The 17,566-nt window shown below is 72.5% G+C and carries 17 protein-coding genes; 13 read left to right on the top strand and 4 right to left on the bottom strand.

From position 1 onward, the window contains the following. The first annotated feature begins 27 nt into the window (after nt 1–27). The 6 genes from dxr (at nt 28) to ACZ60W_RS25090 (ending at nt 7,216) form a co-directional block, all read left to right on the top strand. Complete coding sequence (gene dxr, locus ACZ60W_RS25115) at nt 28–1,278, top strand: 1-deoxy-D-xylulose-5-phosphate reductoisomerase (protein WP_469757618.1); 1,251 nt, start codon at nt 28–30, stop codon at nt 1,276–1,278. Beyond that, nucleotides 1,275–2,582, top strand: a complete 1,308-nt coding sequence (locus ACZ60W_RS25110) for a M50 family metallopeptidase (RefSeq protein WP_469757617.1) — start codon at nt 1,275–1,277, stop codon at nt 2,580–2,582. Before dxr ends, ACZ60W_RS25110 begins: the two co-directional genes overlap by 4 nt. Before the next feature lie 103 nt (nt 2,583–2,685). Continuing rightward, nucleotides 2,686–3,843, top strand: coding sequence for a flavodoxin-dependent (E)-4-hydroxy-3-methylbut-2-enyl-diphosphate synthase (gene ispG, locus ACZ60W_RS25105; protein WP_366308441.1), 1,158 nt, complete (start codon nt 2,686–2,688; stop codon nt 3,841–3,843). Nucleotides 3,844–3,976: 133 nt separating this feature from the next. Further along, nucleotides 3,977–4,822: a GNAT family N-acetyltransferase gene (locus ACZ60W_RS25100; protein WP_469757616.1), complete on the top strand. Its 846-nt coding sequence runs from the start codon at nt 3,977–3,979 to the stop codon at nt 4,820–4,822. A gap of 42 nt (nt 4,823–4,864) precedes the next feature. Further along, on the top strand, nt 4,865–5,410 hold the full coding sequence (locus ACZ60W_RS25095) for a GNAT family N-acetyltransferase (RefSeq protein ID WP_469757615.1): 546 nt from the start codon (nt 4,865–4,867) through the stop codon (nt 5,408–5,410). A gap of 105 nt (nt 5,411–5,515) precedes the next feature. Then, nucleotides 5,516–7,216, top strand: a complete 1,701-nt coding sequence (locus tag ACZ60W_RS25090) for a proline--tRNA ligase (RefSeq protein ID WP_469757614.1) — start codon at nt 5,516–5,518, stop codon at nt 7,214–7,216. 206 nt (nt 7,217–7,422) lie between these two features. Here ACZ60W_RS25090 and ACZ60W_RS25085 read toward each other — a convergent pair whose 3' ends face one another. Genes ACZ60W_RS25085 through ACZ60W_RS25070 form a run of 4 tightly spaced genes read right to left on the bottom strand, consistent with a single transcriptional unit; the run spans nt 7,423 to nt 10,363 of the window. Beyond that, nucleotides 7,423–8,355, bottom strand: coding sequence for a slipin family protein (locus ACZ60W_RS25085; protein WP_469757613.1), 933 nt, complete (start codon nt 8,353–8,355; stop codon nt 7,423–7,425). Nucleotides 8,356–8,400: 45 nt separating this feature from the next. Continuing rightward, nucleotides 8,401–9,300 (bottom strand): aminoglycoside phosphotransferase family protein, encoded by a 900-nt coding sequence (locus tag ACZ60W_RS25080; protein ID WP_469757612.1) that lies wholly within the window; start codon nt 9,298–9,300, stop codon nt 8,401–8,403. 32 nt (nt 9,301–9,332) lie between these two features. Further along, complete coding sequence (locus tag ACZ60W_RS25075) at nt 9,333–9,749, bottom strand: ferritin-like domain-containing protein (RefSeq protein WP_469757611.1); 417 nt, start codon at nt 9,747–9,749, stop codon at nt 9,333–9,335. Continuing rightward, nucleotides 9,746–10,363 (bottom strand): hypothetical protein, encoded by a 618-nt coding sequence (locus tag ACZ60W_RS25070; RefSeq protein ID WP_469757610.1) that lies wholly within the window; start codon nt 10,361–10,363, stop codon nt 9,746–9,748. The genes ACZ60W_RS25075 and ACZ60W_RS25070 overlap by 4 nt, the downstream gene beginning before the upstream one ends. A gap of 168 nt (nt 10,364–10,531) precedes the next feature. Here ACZ60W_RS25070 and rimP point away from each other — a divergent pair, with 168 nt between their 5' ends. The 7 genes from rimP to truB all read left to right on the top strand — a co-directional run bounded on the left by rimP (nt 10,532) and on the right by truB (nt 17,425). Then, nucleotides 10,532–11,029 (top strand): ribosome maturation factor RimP, encoded by a 498-nt coding sequence (gene rimP / locus ACZ60W_RS25065; RefSeq protein WP_469757609.1) that lies wholly within the window; start codon nt 10,532–10,534, stop codon nt 11,027–11,029. Between the two features lie 2 nt (nt 11,030–11,031). Further along, complete coding sequence (gene nusA, locus ACZ60W_RS25060; protein WP_366308459.1) at nt 11,032–12,027, top strand: transcription termination factor NusA; 996 nt, start codon at nt 11,032–11,034, stop codon at nt 12,025–12,027. A gap of 74 nt (nt 12,028–12,101) precedes the next feature. Next, nucleotides 12,102–12,383, top strand: coding sequence for a YlxR family protein (locus ACZ60W_RS25055; RefSeq protein ID WP_469757608.1), 282 nt, complete (start codon nt 12,102–12,104; stop codon nt 12,381–12,383). A 145-nt stretch (nt 12,384–12,528) separates the two neighbouring features. Next, entirely contained in the window at nt 12,529–15,615 is a 3,087-nt protein-coding gene (infB, locus tag ACZ60W_RS25050; RefSeq protein ID WP_469757607.1) for a translation initiation factor IF-2, read from the top strand. A gap of 150 nt (nt 15,616–15,765) precedes the next feature. Beyond that, nucleotides 15,766–16,059, top strand: a complete 294-nt coding sequence (locus ACZ60W_RS25045; RefSeq protein ID WP_367826736.1) for a DUF503 domain-containing protein — start codon at nt 15,766–15,768, stop codon at nt 16,057–16,059. A 29-nt stretch (nt 16,060–16,088) separates the two neighbouring features. Beyond that, nucleotides 16,089–16,529 carry a 30S ribosome-binding factor RbfA gene (gene rbfA / locus ACZ60W_RS25040; RefSeq protein ID WP_365225781.1) on the top strand — a complete coding sequence of 147 codons (441 nt, stop codon included), beginning with the start codon at nt 16,089–16,091 and terminating at the stop codon, nt 16,527–16,529. Further along, a complete protein-coding gene (gene truB, locus ACZ60W_RS25035; RefSeq protein ID WP_469757606.1) occupies nt 16,526–17,425 on the top strand; it encodes a tRNA pseudouridine(55) synthase TruB in 900 nt (299 codons plus the stop codon). The genes rbfA and truB overlap by 4 nt, the downstream gene beginning before the upstream one ends. Nucleotides 17,426–17,566: the final 141 nt, after the last annotated feature.

Genomic DNA, 17,566 nt, shown 5'->3' with positions numbered 1-17,566 from the left:
GCGGGGTTTGCGGCAAGAATGGGGGGCATGAGCGACCGCCCCTCTCCTCTCGCCGACCCGCACATCGCCTTCGACGTCTCCGAAGGACGCCGGGACATCGTCGTCCTCGGTTCGACCGGGTCCATCGGCACGCAGGCCATCGACCTGGTGCTGCGCAACCCCGACCGCTTCCGGGTCACCGCGCTGGCCGCCTCGGGCGGCCGGGTCGGACTGCTCGCCGAGCAGGCGCACCGCCTGAAGGTCGCCGCGGTCGCGGTCGCCCGCGAGGAGGTGCTGCCGGAGCTGCGCGACGCGCTGAAGGCGCTGTACGGCTCCGAGCCGCTGCCGGAGGTCCTGGCAGGGCCGGACGCCGCCACGCAGCTGGCCGCGTCGCCGTGCCACACCGTCCTCAACGGCATCACCGGCTCCATCGGTCTCGCGCCGACCCTGGCCGCCCTCGAAGCGGGCCGTACCCTCGCCCTCGCCAACAAGGAGTCGCTGATCGTCGGCGGCCCCCTGGTGAAGGCGCTCGCCAAGCCCGGCCAGATCATCCCGGTCGACTCCGAGCACGCGGCCCTCTTCCAGGCGCTCGCCGCCGGCACCCGCGCCGACGTCCGCAAGCTGGTCGTCACCGCCTCCGGAGGCCCTTTCCGCGGCCGGACGCGGGAGCAGCTGGCCGACGTGACCCGCGAGGACGCGCTCGCCCACCCGACCTGGGCGATGGGCCCGGTGATCACGGTGAACAGCGCCACCCTGGTGAACAAGGGCCTGGAGGTCATCGAGGCCCACCTGCTCTACGACATCCCCTTCGACCGCATCGAGGTCGTCGTCCACCCGCAGTCGTACGTGCACTCGATGGTCGAGTTCACGGACGGCTCCACGCTCGCCCAGGCCACTCCGCCGGACATGCGCGGCCCCATCGCCATCGGCATCGGCTGGCCGGAGCGGGTCCCTGACGCGGCGCCCGCCTTCGACTGGACCACGGCGTCCACTTGGGAGTTCTTCCCGCTGGACACCGAGGCCTTCCCGTCCGTCGGCCTGGCCCGGCACGTGGGCACCCTGGGCGGCACCGCGCCCGCCGTCTTCAACGCGGCGAACGAGGAGTGCGTCGAGGCGTTTCTCGCCGGACGCCTGCCGTTCAACGGAATCATGGATACCGTCACTGCGGTCGTCACCGAGCACGGACAGCCCAGCAGGGGAACCCCGCTCACGGTGTCGGACGTCCTCGAAGCGGAGACCTGGGCGCGCGCCCGGGCCCGTGAGCTCGCAGCGAAGGCAACAGCGGAGGCCCGCGCATGACCGAAATGCTCCTGTACGCCCTGGGCATCGTGCTGTTCGCACTGGGACTCCTGGTCTCCATCGCGTGGCACGAGCTCGGCCACCTCTCCACGGCCAAGCTCTTCGGCATCCGCGTGCCGCAGTACATGGTCGGCTTCGGCCCCACGATCTGGTCGAGGAGGCGCGGGGAGACCGAGTACGGCATCAAGGCCATCCCGGCCGGCGGCTACATCCGCATGATCGGCATGTTCCCGCCGGGCGAGGACGGCAAGATCGAGGCCCGCTCCACCTCGCCCTGGCGCTCCATGATCGAGGACGCGCGCGAGGCGTCCTACGAGGAGCTCCAGCCCGGCGACGAGACCCGGCTCTTCTACACGCGCAAGCCGTGGAAGCGCGTGATCGTGATGTTCGCCGGACCGTTCATGAACCTGGTCCTGGCGGCGGCGCTGTTCTTCGGCTCGATGATGACCCTCGGCATCGAGGGCCAGACGACCCAGGTCGCCGGCGTCCAGAAGTGCGTCATCAAGCAGAGCGAGAAGCGCGAGAAGTGCGCGACGGGCGACCCGGTCTCCCCCGCGTTCAAGGCCGGCCTGCGGGACGGCGACCGGATCGTCGCCTTCAACGGCACCCCCGTCGCCGACTGGGACACCCTCTCCGACCGCATCCGCGAGACCATCGGCCCGGCCACGGTCACCGTCGAGCGCGCCGGACAGCGGGTCGACCTCCACCCCACGCTGGTCTCCAACCAGGTGCCGCGGAAGGACGCGGACGGCAAGGTCGTCCAGCCGGTGGACTACGTCGACGCCGGCTACCTCGGCTTCGCCTCCAAGACCGAGGTCGCGCCCCTGTCCTTCGGCGAGACCACCGACCGGATGACCGACCTCCTGGAGAACGGCGTCCACTCGGTCATCGCCCTCCCGGGCAAGATCCCCGGCCTGTGGGACGCGACCTTCGGGGACGGCGAGCGCGCCGACGACTCCCCGGTGGGCGTCCTCGGCGCCGCCCGGATCACCGGCGAGCTGATGACCGTCGAGGCGCCGCCCACGACGATCCTCGTGATGTTCATGAACCTGCTGGTCATGTTCAACGTCTCGCTGTTCCTGTTCAACATGCTCCCGCTGCTGCCGCTCGACGGCGGCCACATCGCGGGCGCCCTGTGGGAGTCCGTCCGCCGCCACACGGCCCGGATCTTCCGGCGCCCCGACCCCGGCCCGTTCGACGTGGCCAAGCTGATGCCCGCCGCCTACGTGGTGGCCGGTGTCTTCGTCTGCTTCACCCTGCTGGTGCTCGCCGCCGACATCGTCAACCCGGTGAAGCTGACATGACCCCCAGGGGGGCCGGACCCGGTGGTGTCCGGCCCCCCGCCCCCGGGGCGGTAACCTCGGAGACCTGAGCCCGCCGACGCACAACCTTGAGGTTGCACAGAAGATGACCGCGATTTCTCTCGGTATCCCGACCGTTCCGACCCGGCTCGCCGAGCGTCGCAAGAGCCGTCAGATCCAGGTCGGCAGCGTGGCCGTCGGCGGTGACGCCCCCGTCTCCGTGCAGTCGATGACCACGACCCGCACGTCCGACATCGGCGCCACGCTCCAGCAGATCGCCGAGCTGACCGCCTCCGGCTGCCAGATCGTCCGCGTGGCCTGCCCCACGCAGGACGACGCCGACGCGCTCGCCACGATCGCCCGGAAGTCCCAGATCCCGGTCATCGCCGACATCCACTTCCAGCCGAAGTACGTCTTCGCGGCGATCGACGCCGGCTGCGCGGCCGTCCGCGTCAACCCCGGCAACATCAAGCAGTTCGACGACAAGGTCAAGGAGATCGCCAAGGCGGCCTCCGACGCCCGCACCCCGATCCGCATCGGCGTCAACGCCGGCTCGCTGGACGCGCGGCTCCTGAAGAAGTACGGCCGTGCCACCCCCGAGGCGCTCGTCGAGTCCGCCCTCTGGGAGGCGTCCCTCTTCGAGGAGCACGGCTTCCGCGACATCAAGATCTCGGTCAAGCACAACGACCCGGTCATCATGGTCGAGGCCTACCGCCAGCTCGCCGCCCAGTGCGACTACCCGCTGCACCTCGGCGTCACCGAGGCGGGCCCGGCCTTCCAGGGCACCATCAAGTCGGCCGTCGCCTTCGGCGCCCTGCTCTCCCAGGGCATCGGCGACACCATCCGCGTCTCGCTCTCCGCGCCGCCGGCCGAGGAGATCAAGGTCGGCATGCAGATCCTGGAGTCGCTCAACCTCCGCCAGCGCCGCCTGGAGATCGTCTCCTGCCCGTCCTGCGGCCGCGCCCAGGTCGACGTCTACAAGCTCGCCGAGGAGGTCACCGCCGGCCTCGACGGCATGACCGTCCCGCTGCGCGTCGCCGTCATGGGCTGCGTCGTCAACGGCCCCGGCGAGGCCCGCGAGGCCGACCTCGGCGTCGCCTCCGGCAACGGCAAGGGCCAGATCTTCGTCAAGGGCGAGGTCATCAAGACCGTCCCCGAGTCGAAGATCGTCGAGACCCTCATCGAGGAGGCGCTCAAGATCGCCGAGCAGATGGAGAAGGACGGCATCGCCAGCGGCGAGCCCACCGTCGCCGTCGCCGGCTGATTCCGGCCGCGCACCCGCTCCCCGAAGCCCCTCCACCGCCCCGGTGGAGGGGCTTCGCGCGCACGACGGGCTGCGCCGCGGAGCGGAGGGGTACAGTGCGGAGACCAGCAGATCCGCATCGTGAGGCCCCCTCGTGTTGACACAGACGACCACCCGGGTCCTCGAACCCGCCGACCTCGGCGCCGCGCTCGCCGTGCTGGAGAGCGCCCCCGTCGAGAACGCCTTCGTGGCCGCGCGCGTCCAGGTCGCCGGGCTCGACCCCTGGCGGCTCGGCGGCGAGATGTGGGGCTGGTACACCGAGGGGAGACTCCGCTCCCTCTGCTACTCCGGCGCCAACCTGGTGCCCATCTGCGCGACCCCCGAGGCCGTCCGCGCCTTCGCCGACCGGGCCCGCAGGATCGGCCGCCGCTGTTCCTCGATCGTCGGCCCCGCCGGACCCACCACCGAGCTGTGGCGGCTCCTGGAGCCCAGCTGGGGCCCCGCGCGGGACGTCAGGGCCCACCAGCCTCTCATGGTCACCGAGGAACCCTCCGCCGACGTCACGCCCGACCCGCTGGTGCGCCGCGTCCGCAAGGACGAGATGGAGGCGATCATGCCCGCCTGCGTCGCCATGTTCACCGAGGAGGTCGGCGTCTCCCCGCTCGCCAACGACGGCGGCCTGCTCTACCAGGCCCGCGTCGCCGAACTGGTCGGCACCGGCCGCTCCTTCGCCCGCATCGAGGACGGCAAGGTCGTCTTCAAGGCCGAGATCGGCGCCGCCACCCGCCACGCCTGCCAGATCCAGGGCGTCTGGGTCGCCCCGGAGCACCGCGGCAGGGGCCTCTCCGAGACCGGCATGGCCGCCGTCCTCCAGTACGCCCTGGCCGACGTCGCCCCCGTGGTCAGCCTGTACGTCAACGACTACAACGCCCCCGCGCGGGCCGCGTACCGCCGCGTCGGCTTCCGCGAGACCGGCGCGTTCACGAGCGTGCTGTTCTGAACGTGGTGCCCGGGGCGGGCGGCCGCTTGTAGGGTGCGCCGCATGGATGACGCAGACACCGTGATCGGACCGGTCAATCTCGCCGCCCGGGTGGACGAGGCCCTCGCCGTGCAGGCGGTCGCCTTCGGCCTGGACGCGGGCGAGGTCGCCGTACGCCGTCACATCGTGCTGCGCCACCTGATGAGCCCCGGAGCCCGCGCCTACGGCGCCACCACGGCCGACGGGCGGCTCGTCGGCTTCGTGTACGGCATGCCCAACGACCGCACCCACTGGTGGTCCACCGTCGTCGAGTCCTACCTGCGCGTCACCGGCACCGCCGACTGGCTCGACGACTCCTTCGTCATCACCGAACTCCACGTCCACCCCTCCCACCAGGGCCGGGGCATCGGCCGCGAGCTGATCACCACCATCACCGACGGCGCCGCCGAACCCCGCTCGATCCTCTCCGCGATCGACACCGACTCCCCGGCCCGCGGCCTCTACCACGCCCTGGGCTACCGCGACCTCGCCCGCCAGGTGCACTTCCCGAGCGCCGTCCGCCCGTACGCGGTGATGGGCGCGCCGCTGCCCCTGCTGCGCCGGAACTGATTTCACCTGCCAGGGGCGGCCCGGCTAACCTCGGGGCCATCACCTCCCCGGGCTCACGGCCCCGCCCGAGCCGGGGACCACCAGCCCGGCAGGAGTACGAGAACCATGGCCAACGCACCGGTCCAGCGCATGTCCCAGTTGATGGCGAAGACGCTGCGCGACGACCCGGCGGACGCCGAGGTCCTCAGCCACAAGCTCCTCGTCCGCGCCGGATACGTCCGCCGCACCGCCGCCGGCATCTGGAGCTGGCTGCCCCTCGGCAAGAAGGTGCTCGCCAACGTCGAGCGCATCGTCCGCGAGGAGATGGACGCCATCGGCGCCCAGGAGGTCTCCCTCCCCGCCCTCCTGCCCCGCGAGCCCTACGAGGCGACCGGCCGCTGGGACGAGTACGGCGCCGAGCTCTTCCGCCTCCAGGACCGCAAGGGCGGCGACTACCTCCTCGGCCCCACCCACGAGGAGATCTTCACCCTCCTGGTCAAGGACCAGTGCTCGTCCTACAAGGACCTGCCCGTCATCCTCTACCAGATCCAGACGAAGTTCCGCGACGAGGCCCGCCCCCGCGCCGGCATCCTGCGCGGCCGCGAGTTCCTCATGAAGGACTCGTACTCCTTCGACACCGAGGACGAGGGCCTGGCCCGGTCCTACGCCCTGCACCGCCAGGCGTACCAGCGCGTCTTCGAGCGCCTCGGCCTCGACTACCGCATCTGCGCCGCCACCGCCGGCGCCATGGGCGGCTCCAAGTCCGAGGAGTTCCTCGCCCCGGCCGAGGCCGGCGAGGACACCTTCGCCGACTGCCCGAACTGCGACTTCGCGGCCAACACCGAGGCCGTCCACCAGGAGGTCAAGGCGGTCGACGCCGCCTCGGTCGCCGCCGCCGAGGAGATCCCCACCCCCGACACCCCCACCATCGAGACGCTCGCCGCCTCGCTGGGCGTGCCGGCCTCCGCCACCCTGAAGAACCTCCTGGTGAAGGTCGACGGCGAGATCGTCGCCGTCGGCGTCCCCGGCGACCGCGAGGTCGACCTGGACAAGGTCGAGGCGCACTTCGCCCCGGCCGCCGTCGAGCTCGTCACCGAGGCCGACTTCGCCGTCCGCTCCGACCTGGTCCGCGGCTACGTCGGCCCCCAGGGCCTGGAGAAGGTCACCTACATCGCCGACCCCCGCGTCGCGCCCGGCACCGCGTGGATCACGGGCGCCAACAAGGAGGGCATGCACGCGAAGAACGTCGTCGCGGGCCGCGACTTCGAGGTCTCCGCGTACGTCGACGTCGTCGTCGTCGAGGAGGGCGACCCCTGCCCCGTGTGCGGCACCGGCCTCAAGCTGGACCGCGCCATCGAGATCGGCCACATCTTCCAGCTCGGCCGCAAGTACGCCGACGCCCTCAAGCTCGACGTCCTCGGCCAGAACGGCAAGCCCGTCCGCGTCACCATGGGCTCCTACGGCATCGGCGTCTCCCGCGCCGTCGCCGCCCTCGCCGAGCAGTCCGCCGACGAGAAGGGCCTCTGCTGGCCCGCCGAGGTCGCCCCCGCCGACGTCCACGTCGTCGCCGCCGGCAAGGCCCTCCAGACCGAGCTCGCCCTCGAGGTCTCCGACAAGCTGGCCGCCGCCGGCCTCCGCGTCCTCGTCGACGACCGCGCCGGCGTCTCCCCGGGCGTGAAGTTCACCGACGCGGAGCTCATCGGCGTCCCCAAGATCCTCGTCGCCGGCCGTCGCTCCGCCGAGGGCGTCGTCGAGCTCAAGGACCGCCGCACCGGCGAGCGCCAGGAGCTCACCGTCGAGGAAGCCCTCGCCCACCTCACCGCCTGACCTTCCGGAGCCGCCCCCCGTGGGCCCGCAGCCTCTGTGGGCCCGCGCCCCTTGGGTTCTGCCCCGGGGACGCGGGCCGAGAGGGCCGGCCCACCCTCTGAGTGGGCAATCGTCCCGGCGGAACAGTTGCCCACGACGGGGCGGCACCGGCCGCCGCACCGGTACGACGAAGCCCGGAGGCGGGCCCTCGGGGGGGGCGTCTCGCGTCAGGGCGTCGTCTCGTCGTGGGGCGTGGGTTCGACGGAGGGCCCGGTGAGGTCGCCGATGGCGTCGACGGCCGCGGCACGCCCCTTGAGGTATGCGTCGCTGAGCGGCGGCGCGTCCTCATCCGAGGCGGACGCGGAGGCGGTGGCGGAGCCCGACGCCGTCTCCGACGACCCCGGCGCCGCCCGCTCCAGGAAGCGGAGGAGCTCGACGGGGATGGGGAGGACGAGGGTGGAGTTCTTCTCGGCGGAGACGGCCATGACGGTCTGGAGGAGGCGGAGCTGCAGGGCGGCGGGCTGGGTGGACATGACGCCGGCCGCCTCGGCGAGCTTCCTGGAGGCCTGGAGCTCGGCGTCGGCGTTGATGACCCGGGCGCGCCGCTCGCGGTCGGCCTCGGCCTGCCGGGCCATGGAGCGCTTCATGGTCTCGGGCAGGGAGACGTCCTTGATCTCGACGCGGTCGATGGCGACGCCCCAGCCCATGGCAGGGCTGTCGAGCATGAGTTCGAGGCCCTGGTTGAGCTTCTCGCGGTTGGAGAGAAGGTCGTCGAGGTCGCTCTTGCCGATGATGGACCGCAGGGAGGTCTGGGCCATCTGGGAGACGGCGAACTTGTAGTCCTCGACGCGGACGAGCGCGTCGGCGGCGTCGACGACCTTGAAGTAGACGACGGCGTCGACGCGGACCGTCACGTTGTCGCGGGTGATGCCCTCCTGCGCCGGCACGGGCAGGGTGACGATCTGCATGTTCACCTTGTGCATGCGGTCGACGACCGGAACGATCATGGTGAGGCCCGGGGAGCGGATCTCGTCGCGCAGCCGTCCGAAGCGGAAGACGACGCCGCGTTCGTACTGCTTGATCACCCGCGCCGCGGCGCCGGCGTACACGGCGGAGGCCGCGGCCGCCCCGGCCACCGCCATCAGCAGTTCTTGGATCATCACGGCCCCCTGGATTGAGCCGAACGGTACAAAAAGGGTATTCCCCTACAGCCAGCTCGCGAACTCCAGGAGCAGCTCGGCATCCTGCGGGCGTCCCGCGGTGAGGGCGCGGGTGCCGGACTCGACCGCCCGGAACAGGGTCCAGCCGCGCAGCCGCTCCCGGTCGAGGTCGAGGGAGTCGGCCAGTCTGTTCACCCGCCGGCGGGCCGCGGAGGCGCCGGAGGACGCGGCCACCAGGTCCTCGACCCGGTCCCGTACGAGCCGGGCGAGGTCGTAGGCACGCTCGCCGACCAGCGGCTCGGGGCCCACGGCGAGCCAGGGCGCGCGGTCGCCGGCGAGGACCTTGCCCTGGCGGAAGTTCCCGTGCAGCAGGAACGTCTCGGCCTCGACGGCCACCAGCTCCTCGCGCGCGGCGAGCGCCGCGGCCGTGAGGGCGCCGGTCGCCGGGGCGGCGCGGTGGGGCTCCATGGCCGCGGCCTGGCGGGCGGTCCGCTCGGCCACCGTCTCGAAGCCGTGTCCGGCGGGGGGCTCGGTCCAGAGGCGGCGGACGGTGCCGGCCGCCTCCAGGAGCGCCTTCGCCTCCGGCAGGGAGCGCAGGGAGACTTCGGGGTGCAGCCGTTCGAGGACGAGCGCGCCCGGTCCGGCCTCGTCGAGGAGCTGGACCGCCCCCCAGCCGTTCCAGTGCGCCAGCGCGTCCCGTTCCAGGTCGGGCCGGGTGAACGGGGGCGCGACCTTGAGTGCGGCGGGGGAGCCGTCGGCGCGGCGGACGAGCACCACGAGGCTGCTCCGCCCGCCGGGTGCCATCACCCGGTCGGCGTCCAGGGACGCGTGGCCGAGGGCCTCGTCGGCGAGTGCGGGCAGCTTCCCGAGCCACTCCGCCGCCGTGGCGTCCCCGTACGTCTCGCCGAGTGTCCTGGCGAGTCGCTGCGGCGGTTCGAATGCCATGCGTGCGTCGTTTCCTTCGGTCGGGTGCGGACTCATACCCGCTCGGCGAGCCCAGGAAAGGTTACGTCGCTGCCGCGCCAGCGGACGGCCCGGACGGCCGCCTCGCGGAGCGCGGCGGCGGCCTCGCGGCGCAGCGGGCCCGCCGCGGCGCGCACGAGGTCGGAGTAGACCCCGGCCACCCGGTCCTCCAGGACGGCCGCAAGGCGGACGGCGGCGGCGGTGTCCCCGGCCGGGAACGGGAGCTCGTACGCGGCCGCGGAGGCGACCGGGGTGCCACCGAGGTCGCGGACGGTGCGGCGCAGCGCGTCCCGCCGCGCCCGGTGGGCCTCGTACGCGGCGGTGGCCTCGGGCCGGCGCTCGGCGCCGATCCGGCCGCCGACGACCCCGTACCCGTACACCGCCGCGTGCTCGGCGGCCAGTGCGGCCTGGGCCGCGTCGAGGGCGCTCATGCCCGGGCTCCTTCGGTCAGCAGGTACGCGTGCGCGGCGCCCGAGGCCGCCACGGAGGCGAGCAGCCGGGCGTACTCGGGCGGGGCGGTGAGCAGGGCGGCGGTGTGCCGGTCGGACGCCTCGCGCGCGGCGGCGGCGAGTTCCCCGAGGGCAGCGCGGGGGTCGGCGGGGACGGCCGGGGGAGCGGCGGACGGCTTCGTCCCGGCGGAGGCGCTGGCCGACGCGGTGGGGGCGGCCGACGCGGTGGAGGCGGCGGGCGGGGCCGAGGCCGTCGTCGCCGACGGGGTGGCGGCGGCCTTCGCGGGAGCGGCCGTCGTGCCGCCCTCGCCGAGCGCCTCGGCGTGGGCCGCCACCGAGCGGCGCAGCGGGGCGAGGCGGGGGGCGAGCGCGGGGTGGGCGGCGAGCACGGCGTCGTAACGTTCCAGCAGACCGCGCGCGGCGGCCACGGAACGCAGCCGCAGGGCCGCCTCGGCGCGCGCCACCCGTTCGGCCTCCAGCGCGGCGGCGCTCGGCCGCCGCGTCCCCCGGTCGGACGAGGAGGTGCAGGCCGTGAGGGCCGCCGCTCCCGCCGCGGCCCCCGCCGCCAGGAGCGCGCGCCTGCCCGTCGTCGTCACGCCTTCTCCCTCGGCTGTCGTCCGTCGTCGAAGATCGTCGAGATCACCGCAGGCGAGCGTACCCGCGGGCCCCGGGGCGGTGGACGGCAACACCCTCCGGGACCGGATACCCTTTGGTCTGACACGCGACGAACCCACAACAGCACACGCGGCCGAGGAGTCACCCGGATGAGCACCACCCAGAGCGACAGGCTGCGCGGACTCGTGGAGCCGCTCGTCGCCGCGAAGGACCTGGATCTGGAAGAGATCGAGGTGTCCCGGGCCGGCCGCCGCGGGCTGCTGCGGATCGTCGTCGACTCGGACGAGGGCGTCGAGCTGGACGTCTGTGCCGAGCTGAGCCGCGCGATCTCCGAGAAGCTCGACGAGAGCGACGCGATGGGCGAGGGCGAGTACGTCCTCGAAGTCAGCTCCCCCGGCGCCGACCGCCCCCTGACGGAGCACCGCCACTACGTGCGGGCCACCGGCCGCCTGGTGAAGTTCCAGCTCGCCGAGGACGGCGAGCTCGTCGCCCGGATCCTCGCCGTGGACGAGGACGGCCTCGACCTCGAAGTGCCGGGCGTGAAGGGGCGCAAGCCCACCGCCCGCCGGGTCGCCTTCGCCGACGTCGCCAAGGCGCGTGTCGAGATCGAGTTCAACCGCAAGGACAAGAAGGAAGAGGAGGCGTAGCCGTGGACATCGACGTGAAGCTTCTCAAGGGCTTGGCGCATGAGAAGGAGATCTCCTTCGACCTGCTGGTCGAGGCGATCGAGTCGGCCCTCCTCATCGCCTACCACCGCACCCCCGACGCCCGCCGCCACGCGCGCGTGGAGCTGGACCGGGCCTCCGGGCACGTGACGGTGTGGGCGAAGGAAGACCCCTCCGAGCTGGAGGAGGGCCAGGAGCCGAAGGACTTCGACGACACCCCGTCGGACTTCGGCCGGATCGCGGCGAGCACCGCCCGCCAGGTCATCCAGCAGCGGCTGCGGGACGCCGAGAACGACGTGACCTTCGGCGAGTACGCGCGCCGCGAGGGCGACGTCGTCGCCGGTGTGGTGCAGCAGGGCAAGGACCCGAAGAACGTCCTGGTCCGTCTGGACGACAAGCTGGAGGCCATCCTCCCGGTCCAGGAGCAGGTGCCGGGCGAGGACTACACGCACGGCCTGCGTCTGCGGACGTACGTCGTCCGGGTGGCGAAGGGCGTCCGCGGTCCGTCCGTCACCCTTTCGCGCACCCACCCCAATCTGGTGAAGAAGCTGTTCGCCCTGGAGGTGCCGGAGATCGCCGACGGTTCCGTCGAGATCGCCGCCATCGCCCGTGAGGCCGGCCACCGCACCAAGATCGCCGTCCGTTCCACCCGTTCGGGCCTGAACCCGAAGGGCGCCTGCATCGGTCCGATGGGCAGCCGCGTCCGCAACGTGATGGCGGAGCTGCTCGGCGAGAAGATCGACATCGTCGACTGGTCGGACGACCCGGCCGAGATGGTGGCGAACGCGCTCTCCCCGGCGCGGGTCTCCAAGGTCGAGGTCGTCGACCTGGCCGCCCGTTCCGCCCGGGTGACGGTGCCGGACTACCAGCTGTCGCTGGCGATCGGCAAGGAGGGCCAGAACGCCCGCCTCGCCGCGCGCCTCACCGGCTGGCGGATCGACATCCGTCCCGACACGGAGCCGGCCGGTCCGCAGGACTGAGACCGTTTTTGGCCAACAATTGTTCGATTCTTGCCCCAAACGGGTGGGGTCGGTACGGGGAGGTAGACTTAATCGTGTCTGGCCGGACGCAAGCCCGCGTATGCCCTGAACGAACCTGTGTGGGATGTCGGGAGCGAGCGGCCAAGAGCGATCTGCTGCGGATCGTGTTGATCAAGGACGAGTGCGTTCCGGATCGGCGCGGTACGCTGCCCGGCCGGGGTGCTCACCTGCACCCCGCCGTGGTCTGTCTCGACCTTGCGGTCCGCCGCCGGGCGTTCCCGAGGGCCTTCAGGGTCCAGGGCCCGCTCGACACGGCGGCACTGCGTCACCACGTCGAGCGGTCGGCACCGCAGTGAAGAAGTACGGCACGGATTCCCGTGCGGTCAGGTACCTCGCGAGTTGGAAGTAGGTCGAGATTGCGATGAGCACTCGATGAGTACGCGATGAGTACGCCCATGAAGTAGCGACGGTCCGGCGGTAACCGGACCTCAAAGGAGCGAAGTGGCTAAGGTCCGGGTATACGAACTCGCCAAGGAGTTCGGTGTGGAGAGCAAGGTCGTCATGGCCAAGCTCCAAGAACTCGGTGAATTCGTCCGATCTGCGTCCTCGACGATCGAGGCGCCGGTCGTGCGCAAGTTGACTGACGCTTTGCAGGGTCCCGGTGGCAACGCCGGCAAGACCGCTGCCAAGCCCGGCGCGCCCCGCAAGGCGGCGCCCTCCCCCGCCGCGCCGAAGCCGGCGTCGGCCTCCGCCGCGCCGTCCCCGGCGCAGGCGGCACGTCCCGCCGCCCCGAAGCCTGGAGCGCCCACCCCGGCGCCCAAGCCCGCCGCGGCCGAGAAGCCCGCGACGCCTGCCCCCGGTGGCACGCGTCCCACCCCGGGACCGAAGCCCGCGGCCGCGCCGAAGCCGGCGCCGGCCTCCCCGGCTCCGACGGCCCCGGAGTTCACCGCGCCTCCGGCGGCTCCCGCCGCCCAGCGCCCCGCCGGTGCGACCCCGGGCCCCCGCCCGGCCGCCGCCCGTCCGGGCCAGCAGGCTCCCCGCCCGCAGGGTCAGGGCGCCCCGCGCCCCGGCGGCCAGCAGGCCCCCCGTCCGGGCGGTGCCCGTCCGGCCGGCCCGCGTCCGGGCAACAACCCGTTCACCTCGGGTGGCTCCACCGGCATGGCGCGGCCGCAGTCGCCCCGTCCCGGTGGCGGCGCCCCGCGTCCGCAGGGCGGCCCCGGCGCCGTTCCGGGCGCTCCGCGTCCGCAGGGTGGCCCCGGTGGCGCCCCGCGTCCGCAGGGCCAGGGCGGCGCGCGTCCCACCCCCGGTGGCATGCCGCGTCCGCAGGCTCCCCGTCCGGGCGGCGCGCCCGGCGGTAACCGTCCGAACCCGGGCATGATGCCGCAGCGTCCCGCTGCCGGCCCGCGCCCCGGTCCCGGCGGGCGTGGTCCCGGTGGCCCCGGCGGTCGTCCGGGCGGTCCCGGCGGCGGCGGTGGCGGTCGTCCCGGCTTCGCCGGTCGTCCGGCCGGTCCCGGCGGTGGCGGCGGCGGCTTCGCCGGCCGTCCCGGTGGTCCCGGTGGCGGCGGCGGTCGTCCGGGTGGTCCCGGCGGCGGTGGCGGCGGCTTCGGCGGTCGTCCCGGTGGCTTCGGTGGCCGTCCCGGCGGTCCGGGTGGCCGTGGTGGCACGCAGGGCGCCTTCGGTCGTCCCGGCGGTCCCGCGCGTCGTGGTCGCAAGTCGAAGCGTCAGAGGCGCCAGGAGTACGAGGCCATGCAGGCCCCGTCCGTGGGCGGCGTGATGCTTCCCCGCGGTGGCGGCGAGGTCATCCGCCTGTCGCGCGGTGCCTCCCTCACCGACTTCGCCGAGAAGATCGGCGCCAACCCGGCGTCGCTCGTCGCGGTGATGATGAACCTCGGCGAGATGGTCACGGCGACGCAGTCCGTCTCCGACGACACGCTGCAGATGCTCGGCGACGAGATGAACTACCAGGTTCAGATCGTCTCGCCGGAGGAAGAGGACCGCGAGCTCCTCGAGTCCTTCGACATCGAGTTCGGCGAGGACGAGGGCGGCGAAGAGGCCCTGGTCTCCCGTCCGCCGGTCGTCACCGTCATGGGTCACGTCGACCACGGCAAGACCCGACTCCTCGACGCGATCCGCAAGACGAACGTCGTCGCGGGCGAGGCCGGTGGCATCACGCAGGGCATCGGCGCCTACCAGGTGGGCACCGAGGTCAACGGCGAGGACCGCAAGATCACCTTCATCGACACCCCGGGTCACGAGGCGTTCACCGCCATGCGTGCCCGTGGTGCGAAGTCGACCGACATCGCGATCCTCGTGGTCGCGGCCAACGACGGCGTCATGCCGCAGACGATCGAGGCGCTCAACCACGCCAAGGCCGCCGGCGTCCCGATCGTCGTCGCGGTCAACAAGATCGACGTCGAGGGTGCCGACCCGACCAAGGTCCGCGGTCAGCTGACCGAGTTCGGTCTGGTGGCCGAGGAGTACGGCGGCGACACCATGTTCGTCGACATCTCCGCCAAGCAGGGTCTGCACATCGACTCCCTGCTGGAGGCCGTGATCCTCACCGCCGACGCCTCGCTCGACCTTCGGGCCAACCCGAACCAGGACGCGCAGGGTATTGCGATCGAGTCCCACCTCGACCGCGGTCGCGGTGCCGTCTCGACCGTCCTGGTCCAGCGCGGAACGCTGCGCATCGGCGACACCGTGGTGGTCGGCGACGCGTACGGCCGCGTCCGGGCGATGCTCGACGACAAGGGCAACAACGTCGAGGAGGCGGCCCCGTCGACTCCCGTCCTGGTCCTGGGTCTCACCAACGTCCCGGGTGCCGGCGACAACCTCCTGGTGGTCGACGAGGACCGTACGGCCCGCCAGATCGCCGAGAAGCGCGCTGCGCGTGAGCGCAACGCCGCCTTCGCCAAGCGCGTCCGCCGGGTGTCCCTCGAGGACCTCGACAAGGTGCTCAAGGCCGGTCTGGTCCAGGAACTCAACCTCATCATCAAGGGCGACGCGTCCGGTGCGGTCGAGGCCCTCGAAGCCTCGCTGCTCCAGCTCGACGTCGGCGAAGAGGTCGACATCCGGGTCCTGCACCGCGGTGTGGGTGCGGTCACCGAGTCGGACATCGACCTGGCCATGGGCTCCGACGCCATCGTCATCGGCTACAACGTCCGTGCGGCCGGCCGTGCCGCGCAGATGGCGGAGCGCGAGGGCGTCGACGTCCGGTACTACTCGGTCATCTACCAGGCGATCGAGGAGATCGAGGCGGCGCTCAAGGGCCTCCTCAAGCCGGAGTACGAAGAGGTCGAGCTCGGTACGGCGGAGATCCGCGAGGTCTTCCGCTCGTCCAAGCTGGGCAACATCGCCGGTGTCCTCATCCGCTCGGGCGAGGTCAAGCGCAACACCAAGGCGCGTCTCCTCCGCGACGGCAAGGTCATCGCCGAGGACCTCACCATCCACGGTCTGCGCCGCTTCAAGGACGACGTCACCGAGATTCGTGAAGGCTTCGAGGGCGGTATCAACCTCGGAAACTACAACGACATCAAGATCGACGACGTCATCGCGACGTACGAGATGCGCGAGAAGCCGCGCGCCTGATCGCGTCCGATCGCAGCAGTGAGCAGGGGCCGGTCGGCGGAAGTTATTCCGTCGATCGGCCCCGGCCGTTGCGTGTACGGTTCTGGTGTCCCTGCCATGCGACGGCGTGGCAGGCCACCGAACCCGAACCGGCGGGACATCCGGCACCGCATGTACGTGGGGACTCTGTCCTTCGATCTGCTCCTCGGCGACGTTCACTCGCTGAAGGAGAAACGCTCCGTCGTCCGGCCCATCGTCGCCGAGCTCCAGCGCAAGTTCTCCGTGAGCGCGGCCGAGGTGGGCGACCAGGACCTCCACCGCAGGGCCCGGCTGGGCGTCGCGCTGGTGTCCGGGGACCACGGATTCCTGTCGGACGTGCTCGACCGCTGCGAACGGCTGGTCGCCGCGCGTCCCGAGGTGGAGCTGCTGTCGGTGCGCCGCAGGCTCCACACTGATGAAGACTGATTGAGCAAGGCAAAGAAGGAGAAGGACCAGTGGCCGACAACGCGCGGGCGAAGAAGCTGGCGGACCTCATCCGGGAGGTGGTCGCGGAGAAGCTGCAGCGCGGCATCAAGGACCCCCGCCTGGGTACGCACGTGACCATCACGGACACCCGCGTCACCGGTGACCTGCGGGAGGCCACGGTCTTCTACACGGTCTACGGCGACGACGAGGAGCGGGCGAGCGCCGCGGCCGGTCTGGAGAGCGCCAAGGGCATCCTCCGTTCGGCCGTGGGCCGGGCGGCGGGGACCAAGTTCACCCCGACCCTGACCTTCGTGGCCGACGCCCTCCCGGAGAACGCCAAGACGATCGAGGACCTCCTCGACAAGGCGCGGGCCTCCGACGCCCAGGTGCGGGAGGCCTCCTCGGGCGCCTCCTTCGCGGGCGAAGCCGACCCCTACAAGAAGCCGGGCGAGGACGAAGCCGCCGAATGAGCACCTCGGAAAAGACTCCCGACGGGCTCGTCGTCGTCGACAAGCCCGCGGGATTCACCTCGCACGACGTCGTGGCCAAGATGCGGGGGATCGCCAGGACCCGCCGCGTCGGCCACGCCGGCACGCTCGACCCCATGGCCACCGGCGTCCTCGTCCTCGGCGTGGAGCGGGCGACCAAGCTCCTCGGTCACCTCGCGCTGACCGAGAAGGAGTACCTGGGCACCATCCGTCTGGGCCAGACGACGGTGACCGACGACGCCGAGGGCGAGATCACCGCCTCGGTGGACGCCTCCAAGGTCACCCGAGAGGGCATCGACGCGGGCGTCGCCGAGCTCACCGGCGCCATCATGCAGGTGCCGTCGAAGGTCTCCGCGATCAAGATCGACGGCAAGCGGTCCTACGCGCGCGTGCGCGGCGGCGAGGAGTTCGAGATCCCGGCCCGGCCGGTCACCGTCTCCTCCTTCCGGGTGTACGACGTGCGGGACGCGGTCGCCGAGGACGGCACGCCCGTCGTCGACCTCGTCGTCTCGGTCGTCTGCTCCTCCGGCACGTACATCCGGGCGCTGGCCCGGGACCTCGGCGCCGGTCTGGGCGTGGGCGGTCACCTGACCGCGCTGCGCCGCACCCGCGTCGGCCCGTACAAGCTGGACGCGGCCAGGACCCTGGACCAGCTCCAGGAGGAGCTGACGGTCATGCCGGTCGCCGACGCGGCCGCGGCGGCGTTCCCGCGCTGGGACGTCGACGAGAAGCGGGCCAAGCTGCTCCTGAACGGCGTGCGGCTGGAGATGCCGGCGTACCCGCCGGGGCCGGTCGCCGTCTTCGGGCCCGAGGGCACGCTGCTCGCGCTGGTCGAGGACCAGCGCGGCAAGGCCAAGAGCCTCGCCGTCTTCGGCTGAGCGGGACCGGGGCCGGTCCACCGGACCGGCTCCCTCGTGGGGGGGGGGGGGGGGGGGGGGGGGGGCCCCGGGGGTTCCCTCCCCTCCCCCCCCCCCCCCCCCCCCCCTCCCCCCCCCCCCCCCCCCCCCCCCCCCCACCAC

It is taken from the genome of Streptomyces sp. NPDC104202 (assembly GCF_055584185.1).
This window is presented reverse-complemented; position numbering and strand designations above follow the sequence as displayed.

Coding starts and splice junctions, on each gene's coding strand:
- dxr (WP_469757618.1), top strand. CDS start 28: ATGAGCGACCGCCCCTCTCCTCTCGCCGACCCGCACATCGCCTTCGAC.
- ACZ60W_RS25110 (WP_469757617.1), top strand. CDS start 1,275: ATGACCGAAATGCTCCTGTACGCCCTGGGCATCGTGCTGTTCGCACTG.
- ispG (WP_366308441.1), top strand. CDS start 2,686: ATGACCGCGATTTCTCTCGGTATCCCGACCGTTCCGACCCGGCTCGCC.
- ACZ60W_RS25095 (WP_469757615.1), top strand. CDS start 4,865: ATGGATGACGCAGACACCGTGATCGGACCGGTCAATCTCGCCGCCCGG.
- ACZ60W_RS25090 (WP_469757614.1), top strand. CDS start 5,516: ATGGCCAACGCACCGGTCCAGCGCATGTCCCAGTTGATGGCGAAGACG.
- ACZ60W_RS25085 (WP_469757613.1), bottom strand. CDS start 8,355: ATGATCCAAGAACTGCTGATGGCGGTGGCCGGGGCGGCCGCGGCCTCC.
- ACZ60W_RS25080 (WP_469757612.1), bottom strand. CDS start 9,300: ATGGCATTCGAACCGCCGCAGCGACTCGCCAGGACACTCGGCGAGACG.
- ACZ60W_RS25075 (WP_469757611.1), bottom strand. CDS start 9,749: ATGAGCGCCCTCGACGCGGCCCAGGCCGCACTGGCCGCCGAGCACGCG.
- rimP (WP_469757609.1), top strand. CDS start 10,532: ATGAGCACCACCCAGAGCGACAGGCTGCGCGGACTCGTGGAGCCGCTC.
- ACZ60W_RS25045 (WP_367826736.1), top strand. CDS start 15,766: ATGTACGTGGGGACTCTGTCCTTCGATCTGCTCCTCGGCGACGTTCAC.
- truB (WP_469757606.1), top strand. CDS start 16,526: ATGAGCACCTCGGAAAAGACTCCCGACGGGCTCGTCGTCGTCGACAAG.